Source organism: Streptomyces sp. NPDC127177 (assembly GCF_042672475.1).
Lineage (GTDB): Bacteria > Actinomycetota > Actinomycetes > Streptomycetales > Streptomycetaceae > Streptomyces.
On record NZ_JBHXUW010000075.1, the window covers coordinates 1 to 12244 of the forward strand.

Below are 12244 nucleotides of genomic sequence, written 5' to 3' on the forward strand. Positions count from 1 at the left end.
TTGTTTTTTTTTGTTTGGGCGGCCCCGGTCTCGGTACGGTTCGGCCCCGGCGCGCCGATGCACGTAAACCAGCCGGATCCGCATTTCTGCACACCGGCGGGGGTGTCGAATCAGTGGATGATGCCCGTCCGCAGGGCGACGGCGACCATTCCTGCGCGGTCTCCGGTGCCGAGCTTGCGGGCGATTCGGGCGAGGTGGCTCTTGACGGTCAGGGCGGAGAGCCCCATGGAGACGCCGATGGCCTTGTTGGACTGCCCTTCGGCGACGAGCCGCAGGACCTCCACCTCGCGGCCGGACAGTTCGCGGTAGCCGCCCGGGTGGCTCGGGGTGCCGGGGGGCCGGCGGTGCATACGGGCGGCGTTGGCGCCGATGGGGGCGACGCCGGGACGGGTGGGGTGGCCGATGTTGGTACGGGTGCCGGTGACGACATAGCCCTTGACGCCGCCCGCGAGGGCGTTGCGCACGGCGCCGATGTCATCGGCGGCGGAGAGGGCGAGGCCGTTCGGCCAGCCGGCGGCTCGGGTTTCGGACAGCAGGGTCAGCCCGGAACCGTCGGGCAGGTGGACGTCGGCTACGCAGATGTCGCGCGGGTTGCCGACGCGGGGGCGGGCCTCCGCGATGGACGACGCCTCGATGACGTCACGTACTCCGAGTGCCCACAGATGGCGGGTGACGGTGGAACGGACGCGCGGGTCGGCCACGACGACCATGGCCGTCGGCTTGTTCGGGCGGTAGGCGACCAGGCTTGCGGGCTGCTCGAGGAGAACGGACACCAGGCCTCCTGGGGAGTGGCGGGACGGGCCGGCTCGGGGATGAAGCCGGGGCGAACCGTGCTTGAAGGGTCATTGACCTCTTCGGCAGCAGACGCCTGCTCCTTTAGGGGAAGATCACGATTTGGTGAGTAACAATTCGGGCAAATAGGACGCGCGATCGATTGTACGAAAAGAGAGCCGATGTCTGTACGAGGTTTATGACGCGGTGTCACGAAACGTCGGCACAGGCGTCCGCCCGGCCACCACCCCTACGAGACCTGCGGTCCGCGGCGCTGCGGCAGCGTCACAACCGCCGCGTCGGCCGGCCCCGAGGGCGGCAGACCGGCGATCTGGCACAGCAGATCGCCCCACGCAACCAGATGCGCCGCCGTGTCCGGCACCCCGCCGCGCCCCTCGCGCGGTGTCCAGGACGCCCGGATCTCGATCTGGGTCGCCGGCCGTCGGGCTCCCAGCGCACCGAAGTAGTGCGACCCCGCCCGGGTGACCGTGCCCCCCGCCTCCCCGTAACTGAGTCCGCGCGCCTCCAGCGCCCCGGTCAGCCACGACCAGCACACCTCCGGCAGCAGCGGATCGGAGGCCATCTCCGGCTCCAGCTCCGCGCGCACCAGCGTCACGAGCCGGAAATTGCCCTGCCAGGCCTCGTGGCCGGCCGGGTCGTGGAGCAGGACGAGCCGCCCGTCCGCGAGATCGTCCTCCCCGTCGACGACCGCCGCCTCCAGCGCGTACGCGTAAGGGGCCAGCCGTTTGGGAGGCCTTGTCGGCTCCACCTCCAGTTCGGGGCGGAGCCGCGCCGAGCGCAGTGCGTCCACCGCCGAACGGAACGCGGGCGGGACGGAACCACCCTCCGCACGGTCCGTGCTGTCAGTGCCATCGGATTGATCGGAGAAGTGTCCCTGAGCCGGAGCCATGCGGGGAAGAGTAGGCGGAACGGGAGCCTCGCGCAGGGAGGGACACCCGTGCGGGGCCGGGCTCCTTCCGTGTGCGTGCGAAGATTCTGTGTGTGAGTGCCAACGACCGCCCTTCGGGCCAGCAGACGAAGACCTCCGCCGTCCACGAGTCGGCGTTCCTCAAGGCGTGCCGGCGCGAGCCCGTACCGCACACGCCGGTCTGGTTCATGCGCCAGGCGGGGCGTTCCCTGCCCGAGTACCTGAAGGTGCGCGAAGGCATCCCGATGCTCGAATCCTGCACGATGCCGGAGCTGGTCGCCGAGATCACGATGCAGCCCGTGCGCCGTCACAAGGTCGACGCCGCGGTCTACTACAGCGACATCGTCGTCCCGCTCAAGGCGATCGGCATCGACCTCGACATCAAGCCCGGCGTCGGACCGGTGATCGCCGAGCCGATCCGTACGCGGGCCGACCTGGCCCGGCTGCGCGATCTCACCCCCGAGGACGTCCAGTACGTCACCGAGGCCATCGGCATGCTCACCGCCGAGCTGGGGTCCACCCCGCTGATCGGCTTCGCGGGCGCCCCGTTCACCCTCGCCAGCTACCTCGTGGAGGGCGGCCCGTCCCGCAACCACGAGCACACCAAGGCCCTGATGTACGGGGACCCGCAGCTCTGGGCCGACCTGCTCGACCGCCTCGCCGAGATCACCGGCGCCTTCCTCAAGGTCCAGATCGAGGCCGGCGCCTCCGCCGTGCAGCTCTTCGACTCCTGGGTGGGCGCGCTGGCCCCCGCCGACTACCGCCGCTCGGTGCTGCCCGCCTCCGCCAAGGTCCTCGACGCCGTCGCGTCGTACGGCGTGCCGCGTATCCACTTCGGCGTCGGCACCGGCGAACTGCTCGGCCTCATGGGCGAGGCCGGAGCGGACGTCGTCGGCGTCGACTGGCGGGTCCCGCTGGACGAGGCCGCTCGCCGCGTCGGCCCCGGCAAGGCGCTCCAGGGCAACCTCGACCCCGCCGTGCTGTTCGCGCCGACCACGGCGGTGGAGGCCAAGACCCAGGAGGTGCTGGACGCGGCCGCCGGTCTTGAGGGCCACATCTTCAACCTGGGCCACGGCGTGACGCCGAACATGGACCCGGACGCGCTGTCGCGGCTCGTCGAGTACGTCCACACCAGCACCGCCCGCTGACACCGGCCCGGAGGGCGGGCACCGCTCAGGCGGTGCCCGCCTTCCGCAGCGCCGTCACCGTCTTGCGGGCCGCCACCAGCACCGGGTCCCAGACGGGGGAGAACGGCGGCGCGTAACCCAGGTCCAGGGCGGTCATCTGCTCCACCGTCATTCCGGCGGTGAGCGCCACCGCCGCGACGTCCACCCGCTTCGCCGCCCCGTCGCGGCCCACGATCTGCACGCCCAGCAGCCGACCCGTGCGGTACTCCGCGAGCATCTTGACCGTCATGGGCCGCGCCCCCGGGTAGTAGCCCGCCCGGCCCGTCGACTCGATCGTCGCCGTGACGAACCGAAGGCCCACCGCGCGGGCGTCCTTCTCGCGCAGCCCGGTGCGGGCGATCTCCAGATCGCAGACCTTGCTCACCGCCGTGCCCACCACCCCGGGGAAGGTGCCGTAGCCGCCGGCGGCGTTGGACCCGATGATCTGGCCGTGCTTGTTGGCGTGCGTGCCCAGCGCGATGTGCCGGGTGCGGCCCGCCACCAGGTCGAGCACCTCGACACAGTCACCGCCCGCCCAGATGTTGTCGTGGCCGACCACCCGCATCGACAGGTCGGTGAGCAGCCCGCCGTGCGGACCGACCGGCAGCCCCACCGCCCGCGCCAGGGTCGTCTCGGGCTCCACGCCGATGCCGAGCACCACCACGTCCGCCGGGTACGACGTGTCCGCCGTCTCCACCGCGTTCACCCGGCCGTCCGGGCCGGTGCGGATCGCGGTGACGGCCGCCCGGTTCACCGTCGTGATGCCGAGCCCGTCCATCGCGTCGTGGACGAGACGCCCCATGTCGGGGTCGAGCGTCGCCATCGGCTGTTCGCCGCGGTTGAGGACGGTCACCTCGAAACCACGCTTCAGCATCGCCTCCGCCATCTCGACCCCGATGTAGCCCGCGCCGACGACGACCGCCCGCCGGACCTCGGCGCCTTCCGTCCGGTCCAGGGAGTCCAGCAGCGACTGACCGTCGTCCAGGGTCTGCACCCCGTGCACCCCGGCCGCGTCCATGCCGGGCAGTGCCGGACGCACCGGTCTGGCACCCGTCGCGATCACCAGCTTGTCGAACCCCGTCCAGGACGTCTCGCCGGAGTCCCGGTCCAGGGTGTGCACCCGCTGCCCCGCGACGTCGATCTCCGTCACCTCGGTACGCATCCGCAGATCGATCGCACGGGCCCGGTGCTCCTCGGGGGTCCGGGCGATCAGATCGTCCCGCTCCGCCACGTCGCCGCCGACCCAGTACGGGATGCCGCACGCCGAGTACGAGGTGAAGTTGCCCCGCTCGAAGGCGGTGATGCCCAGCTCGTCCGGGCCCTTGAGCCGGCGCGCCTGGGACGCGGCGGACATGCCCGCCGCGTCCCCGCCGATGACCACCAGTCGTTCCGCCGTCATGCGTGCCCCTTCGGTAACCGGTCCGAGGGCCCACGCTACGGCGCCACGGCGCCGGGAGGCGCCACCGCGCCCCTCGGAGCGCTCAGTCGTCCGTCGGACCCGCCTTCCGGCCCCGGCGCCGCAGGAACCGCCACAGCGCCAGCAGAGCGGCCACCACGGCCAGGAACGGGGCCGCCGCGCCCACCGCCATCGCGATCCACCGGACCGTCGTCACGAAGGCGTGCCAGCCGCCCCCGAGGGCGTCCAGGAACCCCGGACCGTCGTCGTCCCCGCCGGCCCCCTCCTCGCCGGGCTCCGAGAGGTCGAGCGTGATCGTGGCGAGCGCGGTGCGGTCCTTCAGCGAGGCCTGCTGGGCGAGCAGCGACTCCAGCTCCGCCTGACGGCTGCTCAGCTCGCCCTCCAGCGCCACCACATCGGTGATCAGCTCGGCCCGGTCCATCAGCTTGCGCACCCGCGCCACACTCGTGCGCTGGGTGGCGATCCGGCTGTCCACGTCGACGACCTGGTCGGTGACGTCCTTGGCGGCCGACGTGCGGGAGAGCAGCCGGCCCGCTCCCGACAGCTCCCGCAGCACCCGGTCGTAATCGTCCTGCGGCACGCGCAGCACGAGGTGCGAGGAGACGTGTGTGTCGTCGACCTGTTCGGTCTTCTCGTCGGCGACCAGACCGCCGGCGCCCTCCACGGCCGTGCGCGCGGAGGCGGCGGCCGCGGACGCGCTCCGCACCTCCACGGAGAGCGAGGCGGTACGGATGACATGGGTGGCGGTCGGCGGATCCGGCTTCTTCGCCGCCGCCGAACCGCTCGCTCCCTCCTTGCCGTTCCCGGCCGCTTCCCCGGCGGAGCCCGCCTTGTCGTGCTGCGCGGGGGCTGCTGCCCGCCGGTCGGACGACGCCCCGGAGTCGTCCCCGCCCGCCGCGCCGCAGCCGCTCAACGCCAGGACGGCGGCGAGCAGTCCGGCGGCCGGAGCGGTGCGCGCGCGGCGGGCGGCCGGACGGTCCGGACTTCTGTCGTGCCGTGTGGATGGTGACGTCTGCATAACTGTCCCCCCAGGACGGGTGATTGGTCGTGCCGGTTCGACGTACGGGGTGGGCGACCGGGTTGCGTGCGAGCGGTTTCGAAGCGGTCACGGTCAGGACCCGGGTGAGGTTTGAGAGAGTGGGGGTATGCAGCGTTCAACAGACAGCGCGGACAGGGCCGCCGGGCACGTCGTCGTCATCGGCGGCGGCATCGCGGGACTCGCGGCCGCCCACCGGCTCCTCGGCAGCGGGCTGCGGGTCACCCTCCTGGAGGCGACCGACCGGCTCGGCGGCAAACTCATGACCGGCCGGGTCGCGGGCGTCCAGGTCGACCTGGGCGCCGAATCGATGCTGGCCCGCCGCCCGGAGGCGGTCGGCCTGGCCAGGGCCGTCGGCCTCGGCGACCGCCTCCAGCCGCCCGCCACGGCCACCGCATCGGTATGGACCCGCGACGCACTGCGCCCCATGCCCAAGGGCCATGTGATGGGCGTTCCGGGCGACCCGGCGGTGCTCGGTGATGTGCTCTCCGCCGAGGGACTCGCCCGGATCGCACAGGAGCGCGACCTCACGCCCACCGCCGTCGGCGACGACGTCGCGGTCGGCGCGTACGTGGCCGACCGGCTGGGCCGCGAGGTCGTCGACCGGCTCGTGGAGCCGCTCCTGGGCGGGGTGTACGCGGGCGACGCCTACCGGATCTCCATGCGCGCCGCCGTACCCCAGCTCTTCGAGGTCGCCCGGCAGGGCGGCTCACTGCTCGACGGCGTCACCCGCATCCAGGAGCGGGCCGCCGCCCGGCAGCAGGACGGACCGGTCTTCCAGGGCATCGCCGGCGGCATCGGCACCCTCCCCGGCGCGGTGGCCGACGCGGTGCGCGCGGGCGGTGGCGAGATCCTCACCGAGACCCCGGTGCTCGGACTGACCCGCACCGCCTTCGGCTGGGACGTCCGCACCGACTCCCGGGTGATCGCCGCCGACGGCATCGTCCTCGCCGCCCCCGCCTGGTCCGCCTCCACCCTGCTCGCCGCCGAGTCCCCGGCGGCCTCCGCCGAACTCGCGGGCGTCGAGTACGCGTCGATGGCCCTGGTCACCATGGCCTTCCGGCGCTCCGACGTGACCGCCGCCGGAACACTCGACGGACGCTCGGGTTTCCTGGTGCCCCCGGTCGACGGCCGCACCATCAAGGCCGCCACCTTCTCCAGCCACAAGTGGCAGTGGGTCGCCGACGCGGACCCCGACCTGTTCCTCCTGCGGACCTCCGTGGGCCGGTACGGCGAAGAGGACCATCTGCACCGCGAGGACGCCGAACTGGTCGACGTGTCGCTGAGCGATCTCGCCGCGGCGACCGGGCTGGCCGCCCGGCCCGTGGCCACCGAGGTCAGCCGGTGGATCGGCGGGCTGCCCCAGTACCCCGTCGGCCACCTCGGCCGGGTCGCCCGCATCCGCGAGGAGGTCGCCAAACTGTCCGCGCTGCGCGTCTGCGGCGCGGTCTACGACGGCGTCGGCATCCCCGCCTGCATCGCGAGCGCCCACCGGGCCGCGGACGAGATCGTCCGCGACCTCACGGGGGAGAACGGCGCGAACACCGGGGAGATCATCGCCACGCCCACCCTGGTTCAGGGCACAGGGAGCGAGGCGGGACAATAGCCGTATGAGTGCTCCTGAGACTGTGACATCAAGCAAGGCCCCCAACGCCGGCAAGAAGGCGAAGGACCTCAACGACGTCGTCCGCTACACGCTGTGGTCCGTCTTCAAGCTCCGTGACGTACTGCCCGCCGAGACGGACCGCGCCGCGTACTCCGGTGAGGTGCAGGAGCTGTTCGACCAGCTCGCCGCCAAGGACATCACCGTGCGCGGCACCTACGACGTCTCCGGTCTGCGCGCCGACGCCGACGTCATGATCTGGTGGCACGCCGAGACGGCGGAAGCCCTGCAGGAGGCGTACAACCTCTTCCGCCGCACCCGACTGGGCAGGAGCCTCGCCCCGGTCTGGTCGAACATGGCACTGCACCGCCCCGCCGAGTTCAACAAGTCGCACGTCCCGGCGTTCCTCGCCGACGAGACGCCGCGCGACTACATCAGCGTGTACCCCTTCGTGCGCTCCTACGACTGGTACCTGCTGCCCGACGAGGACCGCCGGCGGATGCTCGCCGACCACGGCAAGATGGCCCGCGGCTTCCCCGACGTGCGCGCCAACACCGTCGCCTCCTTCTCCCTCGGCGACTACGAGTGGGTGCTTGCCTTCGAGGCCGACGAACTGCACCGCATCGTCGACCTCATGCGTCACCTGCGGGCCTCCGAGGCGCGGATGCACGTCCGCGAGGAGGTCCCCTTCTACACCGGCCGGCGCAAGTCGGTCGCGGACCTGGTGGCCGGGCTCGCGTAGCGAGCGGGTCCCGACCACCCCGACCCGGAAGATCAGACGGCGGACACCGCGGCACTCGTGCCGCCCGCTGTTCCAGCGACACCGGGTCCGGCTCCTGGTGCGGCGCGCATCCTGCGCGCCGCACCGGCGTCGTCTCAAGGGCCGTGCGTCGTCCCGATTCCCGTGCGGGCCGCACCGTGCCCCGCGAGCGCGGCCCGCAGCGCCGGGTCGTCCACCGCGCGCACGCCCCGCACCGCGACGGCCGCCAGCACATCGCCCCCGGCCCCGCCTCCCGGCACCGCACGCGTGTCCAGCAGCCGTTGCCCGGCCGGGGAGGCCCAGGAGCTGTAGGGATGCACCTCCATGCGGGCGATGGCCAGACAGCCCAGGGTCAGAACGAGCGGCAGCCCGAACCAGACGAGCCGGGTAACCACAAAGTCCCCGGCACCCTGTTCCTGACCGGGCGTGAGCCAAGCGGCCGCACCCGCCACGACCACCAGCAGCGCCGCACCGCGCACCGCCCGCACCGCCGACGCGATGTCCGTCCCGGCCCCGCCGGGCAGCGCCAGGCCCGCCGCGACGAGCCGCTCCGCGAGGGCGCGCACGGTGTCCGCGGCGGCGGCGGCCTCCCGCACCGGCGGGATCGGCGCCTGGCCCTGCGGTCCGATGGCACGGATCACCGTGCGCTCCACCTCGTCCCGGCCGTGCGGGTCGATGACCGTCGCCCAGCCGGTGTGGGCGAGCAGCAGCCGCCGGCGCAGATGCATGGAGACGAGCGCCAGCTCGGCGACCCGGTGCGGGCCGCCGGCCAGGAACGCGGTCTCGTACAGGGTGAGTTCCCGCCCGTCAGGGGAGGACCGCGCCCCGTCCTGCGAGGTGTCCGGCAGCCGCTGTGCCAGTCGGGCGGACGCGAGACAGAGCCGAATACAGGAAACGGCCGCCACACCCCATGCGACCAGCAGGAACAGAACCCAGAGCATGGCGGATTTCTATGCGAGACGGTCGTGGAGCGCCAGAGGCTGTTCAGCATGCGGACGGTGACGGCCCGATCACCCCCCGGTGACCGGGCGGCCCCGCGCGGGATCAGCTGCTGCTGCCGCAGCTCGACCCGCCGCCGCAGCTGGACCCCGAGCCGCCGCCGCAGCTCGACCCGGAACCGCAGCTCGATCCGGAACCGCAGCTGGACCCCGAGCCGCAGCCGGACCCGGATCCGCAGCTCAACCCGGATCCGCACCCGCCGCCCCCGCCGCTGTGGCCCGAGGAGCTGCCGCATCCGCCGCCCCCCGGGACCGTACCGGCACACCACACCGTCGGCGCGAGCAGCAGACCGGAGGAGCCCGAGGAGTGGTGCGAGGGTGTGGACGGTCCGGTCCGCCGAAGCCGTGCCGCCGTGAGCAGTTGGGCCCGCAGTCCGGGATCGGGCACCGCCCGCGGCCCGGCGGTCGCCACCAGATGGGCCGGATCGGTCCGGTGGGCGCCCTCCCTGCCGTACCCCTGGGCGGCCCTGCGTCCCGCCTTGGTGATCCGGGACCGGGCGTTGCCCGCGCAGACGAAACCGATGACGGCGCCGACGAGCAGTGCGGGGAAGACCTTCGGGAAGAAGGGGAAGCCCGATACGGCGTCCGTCGAGATGAACTCGTGGATGGTCAGAGCGACGGCGACCGGAATGCCGAGCAGACAGAGCACTCCCTGCGTCACGCCCCAGCGCCTTCGCGCCCGCCCCGTCCCGGGCGCGGCCAGCAGACCCCGCGCCGCCAGCCCGTCGCCGATCTCCTGCACCGCGGCATGGCGCATCACCGCGTCCCGAAGGCTGTGCAGCGCGCCGCTCGGGGCGGTCGCCAGTTCCTGCAGGACGGCCCGTTCCACCGGATCGTGGGCGACCGGCCGTTGGACCGCGACGATGCCGGGCCCGCCGACGACCAGCCGGCCGTCCCCCTGCATCGCGGTGAGGGCGGTGTCCACCACCCGGCCCGGCCCGCCGTTCAGGAAGGCCACCTCCGAGAGGTCGTGCACGGGGCCGCCGGGCCCGCGCCGGGCACGGGCGAGCCCGCTGATCAGGAGAGCCGAGGAGAGGGCGACGAGGACGGTAAGGACGACGGCCGCGGTGTTCATCCCGGTCACCTCCCCACGAGCACGGAACGGGCCGCCCGGGCCAGCCGGGTGGTGCGGCGGGGTGGGCGGGGAGCCGCCCGGTCCTGCCACCAGTACGTCAGCCGGCGGCGGGCCGCGTCGTCACCGGGGCGGCCGGCGATGAGCAGTTGCTCGGCGAAGTCCAGCGCGTCGCGCCGGTATCCGGCGGACATCGGGCGGGTCCTGGCGTACGCGAGGAACGCGTTCCGGTACTCCGGCCCGAGGATCTCCGGGAGTTCGGGCGCCACCTTGGCGACGACGTCGGCGCGCTTGGCGGCCAGCGCCCGGCTCTGGACGCCGAGCCGGTGGTGGTCGAAGCCCTCCGGGGCCGGGGTGCCGGCGACCAGCGCGGAGAGCAACGAGGCCTGTGCGACCGCGACCCGGTCACGCGCGGCGTCGGTGTCCGCTGCGGAGGGGGCGGGCCGTTCGCGTACGGCTTCGGTGTCGGCCGCGGAATGTTCGCGTACGGCGTCGGCCCGCACACCGGCGCGCCCGCCCTCGTTCCGGCCCGCGTCGAGCGTGGCGCGGATCGTGTCCAGCTCGCCCGCCAGTTCGGCGGCCGGGGGGAAGTCGTCGTCGCGCTCCAGCAGGACGCCGGGCGGGCTGACCCGGGAGCGCAGCTCGGCCAGGACGTCGAGGACCGGAGCGGTGACCGGGTGGGCGTGCGTGTCGTGCCAGACGCCGTCCTTCTCGATCCCGCCCGCGACGTGCACGTAGGCGATGGCCTCCACCGGCAGTTCGTCCAGCGCACGGGCCGGGTCCTCGCCCCGGTTCACGTGGTTGGTGTGCAGATTGGCGACGTCGATGAGCAACCGCACCCCGGTGCGCCCGACCAGCTCGGCCAGGAACTGCCCCTCGGTCAGCTCCTCGTCCGGCCAGGAGATCAGCGCCGCGATGTTCTCCAGAGCCAGCGGCACCGGAAGCGAGTCCTGTGCGATCCGCACGTTCTCGCACAGCACGTCCAGCGCGGCCCAGGTGCGGGGTACGGGCAGCAGATGGCCCGCCTCCAGCGCCGGTGACGCGGTACGTGACCCTCCCGCCCGTACGAACGCGATGTGCTCGGTCACCAGGGGCGCGTCCAGCAGGGCGGCGCGCGCCGCGAGGCCGGCGAGCCTGCCGGGGTCGGGGCGGTCGGCGTCGCCGAGACCGAGCGAGACCCCGTGCGGGACCACGGTGACCCCGCGCTCCCTCAGCCGGGTCAGGGAGGCGGGCAGGTGGTCGGCGCAGAGGTTCTCCGCGACCGCTTCCACCCAGTCGACCCCTGGCAGTGCCTCCACCGTGTCGGCGATCTCCGGCCGCCACCCGATACCGGTACCCAGCTTCATGGTGTCCCCCTCCTCCACTCCGTGCAGTGGTCATGGCCCCGGCGCACGCCGGCGAACCCGGGGAAGGGGACGTTCAGAGCTTGATTTGAGGTTCCCGGCAGCCGCCGCGCGGCCGTCCGGCCCCTCCCGCCCGACATGGGCGCCGTGGCGGGCAGTGAGGTGAAGGACATGTCTCCGGCCGGTGTGGCAGGCGCCGGCAGCGGCGGACCGATCCGCCGGGCGCCGCGGGCGGCCCGGCCGGGGACGCCGTCGCCGCCCCGGCCTCCTCGCGGGCGGTCGCGTCGAAGCCGGCGTCCAACGCCACGACCGGACGGTGCGGCTACGGCTGCCGCAGCGGCTGGAGCGAGCCGACCCGGTGGGCGCCCTCGGCCACGACGGTCATCCCGGGAGCGATCTCGGTGAAGCCGGCGTCCCGTACCACCGGCGCTCCGCTCACCGTGAGTTCCCGCCAGCGGTCCGGCCCCGCGGTGGCGACCGAGAGGGGGAAGCCCGCCTCACGCCACGCGGTGCGCTCCGTCTCCGACAGCTCCCACCAGGCGAGCTGGGCACCGTGCCCGACCTGCGCCATCTCCTTGCCCGCCGACATGTCGAGCTCCGGATTCAGCCAGAGGACCGGAGCGGTGTGATCGGGCGCGGCCGGCGGCTCGGGGTCGTCCAGCTCCGTTCCCGAGACCTGGAGCTTGGCGAGCTCCTTGGGCCAGCCGTCCAGCGGGACCGGCGGGAAGACCCGCACCTCGGCGTTCTCGCCCGTGACCGTGATCCCCGGCAGCGCGCAGGCCTTGCGCCACTCCGCGCCGCGCGCCCGCCGCACCACCTTGCGGATCCGGGCGTCCTGCCAGTCCCGCATCGCCTGCGCCCATTCGCCCTCGCCGACCGACCGCTCGTCGCAGAGCATCACCAGCACCGCGCGGGCGGCCGTGCGCAGCGCGTCCGTGCGGGCCGGGGGAGCCGTCTTCTCGATGTGGACCACCAGCGGGAGTACGTACTGCCGGCCTTCGTCCCGGTCGGTCCGCCCGGAACGGAAGGGGCTGTCCGCGGGCACGCCTGCGGCCTCGGACGGGGATGCGCCGGACAGGGATACGGGGGTGTCGTCGCTGCTCACCCGCCCAGTCTGCCAGCCGCCCCGAGCCGGCTTCTTGGCGGAACG

The 12244-nt window shown here is 73.4% G+C and carries 11 protein-coding genes; 3 read left to right on the forward strand and 8 right to left on the reverse strand.

What is annotated here, in order from left to right:
- Window positions 1-110: 110 nt before the first annotated feature.
- Together ACFVJX_RS32005 and ACFVJX_RS32010 are read right to left on the reverse strand one after the other, a co-directional pair.
- Window positions 111-773 (reverse strand): response regulator transcription factor, encoded by a 663-nt coding sequence (locus ACFVJX_RS32005; protein ID WP_024488613.1) that lies wholly within the window; start codon window positions 771-773, stop codon window positions 111-113.
- A 248-nt stretch (window positions 774-1021) separates the two neighbouring features.
- Entirely contained in the window at window positions 1022-1681 is a 660-nt protein-coding gene (locus ACFVJX_RS32010) for a DUF3000 domain-containing protein (protein WP_384135070.1), read from the reverse strand.
- 92 nt (window positions 1682-1773) lie between these two features.
- On the opposite strand from ACFVJX_RS32010, the gene hemE reads away from it, so the two are divergent.
- A complete protein-coding gene (gene hemE, locus ACFVJX_RS32015; protein ID WP_384135073.1) occupies window positions 1774-2847 on the forward strand; it encodes a uroporphyrinogen decarboxylase in 1074 nt (357 codons plus the stop codon).
- 25 nt (window positions 2848-2872) lie between these two features.
- On the opposite strand, the gene ACFVJX_RS32020 is transcribed toward hemE, so the two are convergent.
- Entirely contained in the window at window positions 2873-4264 is a 1392-nt protein-coding gene (locus tag ACFVJX_RS32020; RefSeq protein ID WP_384135076.1) for an FAD-dependent oxidoreductase, read from the reverse strand.
- 82 nt (window positions 4265-4346) lie between these two features.
- Window positions 4347-5300, reverse strand: coding sequence for a DUF4349 domain-containing protein (locus ACFVJX_RS32025; RefSeq protein ID WP_384135079.1), 954 nt, complete (start codon window positions 5298-5300; stop codon window positions 4347-4349).
- A gap of 127 nt (window positions 5301-5427) precedes the next feature.
- Here ACFVJX_RS32025 and hemG point away from each other — a divergent pair, with 127 nt between their 5' ends.
- Together hemG and hemQ are read left to right on the forward strand one after the other, a co-directional pair.
- A complete protein-coding gene (gene hemG, locus ACFVJX_RS32030) occupies window positions 5428-6924 on the forward strand; it encodes a protoporphyrinogen oxidase (protein WP_384135082.1) in 1497 nt (498 codons plus the stop codon).
- Between the two features lie 4 nt (window positions 6925-6928).
- A complete protein-coding gene (gene hemQ, locus ACFVJX_RS32035) occupies window positions 6929-7663 on the forward strand; it encodes a hydrogen peroxide-dependent heme synthase (protein ID WP_384135086.1) in 735 nt (244 codons plus the stop codon).
- Between the two features lie 134 nt (window positions 7664-7797).
- Here hemQ and ACFVJX_RS32040 read toward each other — a convergent pair whose 3' ends face one another.
- The 4 genes from ACFVJX_RS32040 to ACFVJX_RS32055 form a co-directional block, all read right to left on the reverse strand.
- Entirely contained in the window at window positions 7798-8622 is an 825-nt protein-coding gene (locus tag ACFVJX_RS32040) for a TIGR04222 domain-containing membrane protein (protein WP_384135089.1), read from the reverse strand.
- A 103-nt stretch (window positions 8623-8725) separates the two neighbouring features.
- Window positions 8726-9754 (reverse strand): TIGR04222 domain-containing membrane protein, encoded by a 1029-nt coding sequence (locus ACFVJX_RS32045; protein ID WP_384135092.1) that lies wholly within the window; start codon window positions 9752-9754, stop codon window positions 8726-8728.
- 5 nt (window positions 9755-9759) lie between these two features.
- The gene (locus tag ACFVJX_RS32050) at window positions 9760-11097 is read right to left on the reverse strand and encodes a DUF692 family multinuclear iron-containing protein (RefSeq protein WP_384135095.1); all 1338 of its coding nucleotides are present in this window, start codon (window positions 11095-11097) and stop codon (window positions 9760-9762) included.
- 319 nt (window positions 11098-11416) lie between these two features.
- The gene (locus tag ACFVJX_RS32055) at window positions 11417-12199 is read right to left on the reverse strand and encodes a peptidyl-tRNA hydrolase (RefSeq protein WP_384135097.1); all 783 of its coding nucleotides are present in this window, start codon (window positions 12197-12199) and stop codon (window positions 11417-11419) included.
- Window positions 12200-12244 lie beyond the last annotated feature (45 nt).

Excerpts from the sequence above, each read along its gene's own strand:
- ACFVJX_RS32010 (WP_384135070.1), bottom strand. The coding sequence starts at position 1,681 with ATGGCTCCGGCTCAGGGACACTTCTCCGATCAATCCGATGGCACTGAC.
- ACFVJX_RS32020 (WP_384135076.1), bottom strand. The coding sequence starts at position 4,264 with ATGACGGCGGAACGACTGGTGGTCATCGGCGGGGACGCGGCGGGCATG.
- ACFVJX_RS32025 (WP_384135079.1), bottom strand. The coding sequence starts at position 5,300 with ATGCAGACGTCACCATCCACACGGCACGACAGAAGTCCGGACCGTCCG.
- hemG (WP_384135082.1), top strand. The coding sequence starts at position 5,428 with ATGCAGCGTTCAACAGACAGCGCGGACAGGGCCGCCGGGCACGTCGTC.
- hemQ (WP_384135086.1), top strand. The coding sequence starts at position 6,929 with ATGAGTGCTCCTGAGACTGTGACATCAAGCAAGGCCCCCAACGCCGGC.
- ACFVJX_RS32040 (WP_384135089.1), bottom strand. The coding sequence starts at position 8,622 with ATGCTCTGGGTTCTGTTCCTGCTGGTCGCATGGGGTGTGGCGGCCGTT.
- ACFVJX_RS32045 (WP_384135092.1), bottom strand. The coding sequence starts at position 9,754 with ATGAACACCGCGGCCGTCGTCCTTACCGTCCTCGTCGCCCTCTCCTCG.
- ACFVJX_RS32050 (WP_384135095.1), bottom strand. The coding sequence starts at position 11,097 with ATGAAGCTGGGTACCGGTATCGGGTGGCGGCCGGAGATCGCCGACACG.